Genomic DNA, 6878 nt, shown 5'->3' with positions numbered 1-6878 from the left:
CTATGCTAAAAAGCGCCGCCCCTGTTACCGGGGGCGGCGCTTTGCATCATGCTATGGTTACATCCGGTCCGGTGCGGTAACGCCAACCAGACGCAGGACGTTGGCAATCGTCGTCCGCGCCGCGCCCAGCAGGGCAAGACGGGCTACGGTCTGAGCGGCGTCCTCGGTGATTACGCGCTCTGCCTTGTAGTAGCTGTGGAACAGCGAAGCCAGATCATACACGTAACGGACCAGGCGGTGCGGTGCATAGCCTTCGGCAGCAATCGTAATTTCCGCCGGCAGCTCACCGATTTTGCGGAGCAGGTCGTATTCATGAACAGCGGTCAGCTTGCTGTAATCAATGTCGCCAGTATCCGGCAGCTTAATGCCCTGCTCCTCCGCCTGGCGGAAAATGCTGCAAATGCGCGCATGTGCGTACTGGACATAAAATACCGGGTTCTCATTAGATGTCGAAATCGCCAGATCCATGTCAAAGTCCAGATGAGAATCCATACTGCGCATCGTGAAGAAGTAACGGATGGCGTCAAGGCCAACTTCTTCCATCAGGTCTTCCATCGTAACGGCCTTGCCGGTACGCTTGGACATTTTGACTTTCTCGCCATTCTGGAACAGGCTGACCATTTGGGCAATCAGCACGACCAGCTTCTCGGGATCATTGCCCAGAGCCGACATGGCAGCCTTCATCCGCGGAATGTAGCCGTGGTGGTCAGCTCCCCAAATGTTGATCATTTTGTCGTAACCGCGGCCGTATTTGTCGCTATGGTAGGCAATATCCGGTGTGAGGTACGTGTATGTACCGTCATTCTTGATCAGCACGCGGTCTTTGTCATCGCCGTATTTAGTAGTCTGTAGCCAGGTGGCGCCTTCTTCTTCGTACACTTCACCGCGTTCCCGGAGCTCGTCAAGCGAACGCAGCACTTCGCCGTTCTCGTACAGGGAGGTTTCGCTGAACCAGATATCGAAGTTGACCCGGAAACGGCTGAGGTCGCGTTTGATTTTGTCCAGTTCCTTAGCAAGACCGTAGGTGCGGAAGAATGCAGCGCGGTCGCCCGGGGTCATCGCCAGCAGGGAGTCGCCCTTCTCGGCAACCAGCTCTTTGGCGAAGCCTTTGATATCTTCCCCGTGATAGCCGTCCTCCGGCATCTCGGCCGGCTGGCCCAGCTCCTGCAGGTAACGGGTCTCGATCGATTTGCACAGATTGGCGACCTGGTTACCGGCGTCGTTAATATAGTACTCGCGCGTTACCTTGTAACCGGCGTAATCCAGTACGTTGCAGAGCGCATCCCCGACAGCTGCTCCGCGGGCATGACCCAAGTGCAGGCTGCCTGTAGGATTCGCGCTGACAAATTCCACTTCCACCTTCTGCCCTTTACCGATCTCTATACGGCCATAATCATCACCCTGCTCGGCAACGAGCGCAATGACAGGATACAGATAGCTTTTGGACAGCGTGAAGTTGATGAAGCCCGGCCCGGCAATTTCCGCCTTCTCAATAGAAGCGCTGCCGGTATCCAGGTGCTCGATAATGGCCTCAGCGATTTGCCGCGGATTGCGTTTGGCAATTTTGGTAAGCTGCATAGCGGCATTGGTAGCCATATCTCCATGCGCCTTGTCTTTGGGTACTTCCAGCACGATAGCCGGAAGCTCTTCCCGGGAGACCAGGCCGGCAGCTACGATAGCCTCGGCAATAGCCTCTTTCACCCGTTCATTGGCAAGCTGAAGCGGATTTAAACTTTGTGTCATGATTGTGGTTCCTCCTGTATATTCAAACTTATAGCGAACTGTCCTGATAACTCATCATAAACGTACAAGTCGTACTCCCATGTAACCGCAAGCTTCCTTCCAGCGCGTTTGATGTCGAGCTTCCGGGTATCGGTGATGAGATTAAACTGTGTATAAGGCGAGCGGTAGAACCCCGGCAGACGCTGGCCCGGCTCAAAGGATTGCTCCGACTGGACACCGCCATGGCGGATTAGCTTGATTCCACTGTCCGAAATCTTCAGGGTGTTGCGCACAGAAACCTCACCGCCCTGAGGGCCTGGCTGCGTTTCTTCATAGCGGATATACAGGAATTGCCCTTTCATAATGGCTTCCCCTGCGCTTTGCACCACATTCCGCTCACCGCCCTGCACGCTTTCCAGCGTTACGCTAACGGCGTATTTGCCTTGCTGTCCTTCAGTCATTACACGTTCCTCACTTATTCATACTAATATTCATTAAGGCCATATTCGCTTTCCCATTGTACACTATATCCTGATCCGGAAGAGTAGTTCAATGGCTATTTCGCCGGCAAAAATAATTACAGCGGCAGCAGCGCCAAGTGCTCTCTGCTTCTAAGCTGCTCCACCATGGAGGTCCACGCCTCCGGCTTATCTTTCAGCACTGCGTAATAACGGGTCAGAAAATCAGCAACGAGCGGCGCCCCGATCTCCTCCAGCTCTTCATTTCCGGGCATAAAACATAGATCCAGACCGGATACCGCCTCCCCGTCACCCTGCCATGAAGGATGAACATACGGGAAATCGATCCGTTTATACCCCAGATGCGACAGCACCTCGCGGCGCACAAACGGGTCCATGGGCTTAATTCCCCCGAAGCCATGCTCTACCCGGTAAGGATCATAAATCTCGGCGAACATTCCGAACAGCTCCCGGCCATTGTCAGCCGCCAGCTTCTGCAGATCCTTCAGCCGGTGCTGTGCCAGAAAGCGGCCTACGCCCAGCCCCTCCCGGCCAATGATAGTGAAATCGGTCATCGCCACATTCCAGTCCGCATAGTAACGGTATTCCGTGGTGCCGACAACTGTACCTTCATGCACTGCGGCGAACACACGAATGCCGGGATCCTCCAAGGGTTCCTTCCATAAGCTGTATTCCAGCACTTCCTCGGGTGGAAATACTTCGGACAGCAGCTGATGTACTTGTCTGAACAAAGGATCGGCTACATTTGTAATTCTTCTATATTCCATAGTAAGGGCTCTCCTCCAATACCGGTTGTAGTTACTTATAGAGAAGCTTATAGAAAAGGATTCCGCCATTCCATAAGCGCTGCATAATTTCCCGATTCCTCATCTTCCAGATAATCCGCTACAACGCCGACCGGTACACGCCCGCAGCGCAGCAGAAAAGTAATGACCGGATCAGACCAGGTACCGGCCACTACTCCGGCCAGATACGCTTCCGCCGGCATCCGGGCGGCCATTAGGTGATATCCCGGCATCCGCCCGGCTCCCAGCAGCCGTTCCAGCTTCTGCTCCACTACAGCATGATACAACGCCTGTACCAGCTCCTTGCCCAGTCCAAGCTTGCGGTATTTGGGGCGGACACACAGATCGGCAATGTACAGCGTGTTCCCGTCCGGCTGATGCGTAGTGAGATATCCATCATCCGTAACTTCCGACCAGGTATGATGAAGGGCCGGTGTCTCCGGATCATAATGGATTTTGAGTCCCGTTACCGAACCGGCCAGTTCTCCGTCCACCTCTGCACATAGTGCCCCTTCCGGGAAAAGCGTTACATGATTCAGCAGCTGTTCCCGGTTCCACCACAGCTCTGCAGGATAGGGCGGCGGAAAGGCTTCGGACTGAATCGTGACCAGTTCCGCGAAATCGGCCTCCGTATAGCTGCGGATTACCGCAGGCACCGGGGTTTTACCGTCAAAAGCATAGAAGCTCTTGTAATACATTCCCTTTCTTCCTCCTTAGGTCCAGTCCGTGTACAGATCTGTCCGGCGGTCGCGCCACGTAGTTACAGATCCGTGCTCACGGACGCGGTACAGCAGCTCCAGATCCAGATCGGCAGTGATGATCATATCGCCGCCTATTTCTCCCTCGGCCAGCAGGCCTTGCGGAGGGAATGGAATATCATTAGGCGTAATGACTGCGGCCTGCCCAAAGTTGGCCCGCATCAGATCCACGGTAGGCAGCGAGCCCACAGTACCTGTCAGTACAACGTATACCTGATTCTCAATGGCACGGGCATGGCTGGTATACCTCACCCGGTGGAAGCCATGACGGTCATCTGTACAGGAAGGGCAGAAGATCACATCCGCACCCTTGGCCCGGGCCATGCGTACAATCTCCGGAAATTCGATATCATAGCAGGTTAGCATGGCGATAGTTCCTTTGTCTGTCTGGAACACCTCCAGTCCTTCACCCGCGCCCATATTCCAGCCGTCTACCTCAGCCGGTGTGATATGAAGCTTGGCCTGCTCGGCAATTCTTCCGTCCGGATAAAAAAGATGGGCTACATTATAGAGCTTATCGTTCCGGCGCAGCACATGGGTGCCCCCGATAATATGTACAGCATATTTCCTGGCATACCCGGAGAACATCTCCCGGTAACGTTCTGTGAACTGCGGCAGATCCTCTATACCGAGCGCTTCTCCCTGTTCATTGCCTATGGACATCAGCTGCGTCGTCAGAAATTCGGGGAACAGGATGAATTCAGCTCCGTACTCCCCGGCAGTCTTTATATAGTGCTCGCACCGGGCGGCAAACTCCGCGAAGGAGGAAATGGTATGCAAATGATATTGTACAGCGGATACGCGAATAGCCATGGCGGCAATCCTCCTATACGTGATATGGCGTGCATTCATAAAGTAACTAAAATTTTACCATAACAGATCACAAAATCACACAGGATGCAGATGCTGCGTGCCGCCGCATGAATATCTCCTCTATTCCTTCCCCATAATGGAGAATACCAGCAGAGACGCCTTCGCCTACCTATCAAGGGCAAACCGGCCGTTTCTGCATGAAATAGAAGGAGCCTGATGTTATGCCGCGCGATTCTACTGCACCCAAAGTCCCGAAACGCCGCCTCCGCCGGCTCTTCCGGCTGATGCTCTTCTCTGCCCTGCTGCTCCTGGCGGGCGCCGGAGTCCTGCTTGGGTTCCTATATCAGAAACCGCTCCCTCCTCTAGGGGATGATATCCGCTCCAGACTTCTTGACTCCAGGGGCAATGTACTGACTACCTTCACTACTGACGGACGCAGCCGTGATCCTGTGGAACTTAATCAAATCTCCCCGCAGCTCATCAAGGCCACTCTGGCTGTAGAGGACCGTAAGTTCTATAGTCATGCCGGCTTTGACCTCAAAGGAATGGGCAGAGCGGTGCTCGCCAACCTGCAGGCAGGAGGGCGTACGCAAGGGGCCAGTACACTGACCCAGCAGCTTGCGCGGAATTTGTACCTCACCCATGAGAAAACTTGGACCCGTAAGAGCAAGGAGGCTCTCTACACCCTCCAGCTGGAGATGAAATACAGCAAAGACGAGATTCTGAACATGTATCTAAATGAAATCTATTATGGTCACGGTGCCTATGGTATTGAAGCCGCTGCCCAAATGTACTTCGGCAAACCGGCCGCTGACCTGGATCTGGCGGAGAGCGCCCTGCTGGCCGGGGTTCCCAAAGGCCCCACCTATTACTCGCCCTACACTCACCTGGATAGTGCTGTTAAGCGGCAGGGTATCATTCTGGCAGCCATGGTCGATGTAGGGGATATCACGGAATCGCAGGCGGAGGCCGCCGCCAGGGAGAAGCTGACCCTCAAGCCGCAGGGGCAGAAGGATACCACTGTAGCCGCTCCTTATTTCCGCGATTATGTGCGCAGCCTCGTTATAGACAGTCTGCATATCAGCAGTGACGAACTGGATCAGGGCGGGCTGAATGTCTACACGACACTTGATCCGGATATGCAGCGGGCTGCGGAAGAGGCCGTGGATCAGGGAATGGACCATAGCAGCGAGCTGGAAACCGCCCTGGTGTCCATTGACCCCCGTACCGGCTATGTGAAGGCCATGGTCGGAGGGACCAATTACCGTTCGAGCGCGTATAATCATGCACTGGCCACAACACGCCAGCCCGGTTCTTCTTTTAAACCGATTATGTATTTATCCGCGCTGTCTTCCAAGGAGATGACCGGGTTGTCTGTCTTCAACAGCCAGCCGACACTGTTCCACTATGACAACAACCGCAAAACCTATCAGCCCCGCAACTTCGGCGATAAGTATCTCGGTGAGATCAACATGAAGCAGGCGATTGCCGCTTCCGACAATATTTATGCCGTAAATACAATTATGAAGATTGGCGCGGATAAGGTGGCCGCTATGGCCGCCGCTATGGGAATCAACAGTCCGCTGCAAAGTGTCCCGTCTCTGGCGCTCGGCACTTCCCCTGTCAGTCCGCTGGAGATGGCTTCCGCCTTCGCAGTTATCGGCAATGGCGGAGTTAAGCAGCCTGTTACCGCAATTCTGAAAATTACAGATGCGGGCGGACATCTTCTATATGAAGCTCCGCAGCCTCAAGGGCAGTCTGTGGTAGATCCGGCCGCCGCTTATGTGCTGACCCGGCTGATGGAAGGCGTATTTGAGAGCGGAGGAACGGGTAACCGCGTAGCCTCGATGATCAAACGCCCGGTCGCCGGCAAAACAGGCACTACCGACACAGACGGCTGGATGGTGGGCTTCACTCCTGAGCTCTCCACTGCGGTCTGGGTAGGTTACGACAAGGGCCGGGACATTGCCACCGCTGATGGAAGACGTGCAGCGCCTATCTTTGCGCAATTTACGGAAAAAGCACTGGAGAATGTACCGCCGAAGATTTTCCCGATTCCCGATGGCGTGGTCAGCGTATATATCAATCCGCAGTCCGGCAAGCTGGCTACAGCAGCCTGTCCGGAGAAGGAGCTTACGACCTTCATCAGCGGCACTGAGCCTACTGAGTACTGCGACCAGCATGCCGCCGGCGACTCCGATGTTCCCCCGGATGGGAGCACCCCTGAGATTGCCGAGCCTGTCAAGGAGGACCATTCGCTATGGAATGACATCAAACGCTGGTGGATGAACTGATCCGGCATTGCTGCTGCCGGAGACTTG

Annotated in this window: 6 protein-coding genes; 1 reads left to right on the top strand and 5 read right to left on the bottom strand. The window is 54.7% G+C overall.

Translation table 11 applies throughout. The annotated features are described in order from the left end of the window. Nucleotides 1-57 precede the first annotated feature (57 nt). The 5 genes from argS to QW71_RS22160 form a co-directional block, all read right to left on the bottom strand. Nucleotides 58-1743: an arginine--tRNA ligase gene (gene argS / locus QW71_RS22180; RefSeq protein WP_039303891.1), complete on the bottom strand. Its 1686-nt coding sequence runs from the start codon at nucleotides 1741-1743 to the stop codon at nucleotides 58-60. Continuing rightward, entirely contained in the window at nucleotides 1740-2183 is a 444-nt protein-coding gene (locus tag QW71_RS22175) for a DUF1934 domain-containing protein (RefSeq protein WP_039303889.1), read from the bottom strand. The genes argS and QW71_RS22175 overlap by 4 nt, the downstream gene beginning before the upstream one ends. 116 nt (nucleotides 2184-2299) lie before the next feature. Then, a complete protein-coding gene (locus QW71_RS22170; protein ID WP_039303886.1) occupies nucleotides 2300-2968 on the bottom strand; it encodes a hypothetical protein in 669 nt (222 codons plus the stop codon). A gap of 47 nt (nucleotides 2969-3015) precedes the next feature. Beyond that, a complete protein-coding gene (locus QW71_RS22165) occupies nucleotides 3016-3684 on the bottom strand; it encodes a GNAT family N-acetyltransferase (RefSeq protein ID WP_039303883.1) in 669 nt (222 codons plus the stop codon). Nucleotides 3685-3699: 15 nt separating this feature from the next. Then, entirely contained in the window at nucleotides 3700-4557 is an 858-nt protein-coding gene (locus QW71_RS22160; RefSeq protein ID WP_039303880.1) for a carbon-nitrogen hydrolase family protein, read from the bottom strand. Nucleotides 4558-4778: 221 nt separating this feature from the next. Here QW71_RS22160 and QW71_RS22155 point away from each other — a divergent pair, with 221 nt between their 5' ends. Continuing rightward, nucleotides 4779-6851, top strand: a complete 2073-nt coding sequence (locus tag QW71_RS22155) for a transglycosylase domain-containing protein (protein WP_039303878.1) — start codon at nucleotides 4779-4781, stop codon at nucleotides 6849-6851. The last annotated feature ends 27 nt before the right edge of the window (nucleotides 6852-6878 follow it).

Source organism: Paenibacillus sp. IHB B 3415 (assembly GCF_000802655.2).
GTDB lineage: Bacteria > Bacillota > Bacilli > Paenibacillales > Paenibacillaceae > Paenibacillus_AQ > Paenibacillus_AQ phytohabitans.
The sequence above is the reverse complement of the archived record's forward strand: the minus strand, read 5'-3'. Positions and strand labels throughout refer to the sequence as shown.

Excerpts from the sequence above, each read along its gene's own strand:
- argS (WP_039303891.1), bottom strand. The coding sequence starts at position 1,743 with ATGACACAAAGTTTAAATCCGCTTCAGCTTGCCAATGAACGGGTGAAA.
- QW71_RS22175 (WP_039303889.1), bottom strand. The coding sequence starts at position 2,183 with ATGACTGAAGGACAGCAAGGCAAATACGCCGTTAGCGTAACGCTGGAA.
- QW71_RS22170 (WP_039303886.1), bottom strand. The coding sequence starts at position 2,968 with ATGGAATATAGAAGAATTACAAATGTAGCCGATCCTTTGTTCAGACAA.
- QW71_RS22165 (WP_039303883.1), bottom strand. The coding sequence starts at position 3,684 with ATGTATTACAAGAGCTTCTATGCTTTTGACGGTAAAACCCCGGTGCCT.
- QW71_RS22160 (WP_039303880.1), bottom strand. The coding sequence starts at position 4,557 with ATGGCTATTCGCGTATCCGCTGTACAATATCATTTGCATACCATTTCC.
- QW71_RS22155 (WP_039303878.1), top strand. The coding sequence starts at position 4,779 with ATGCCGCGCGATTCTACTGCACCCAAAGTCCCGAAACGCCGCCTCCGC.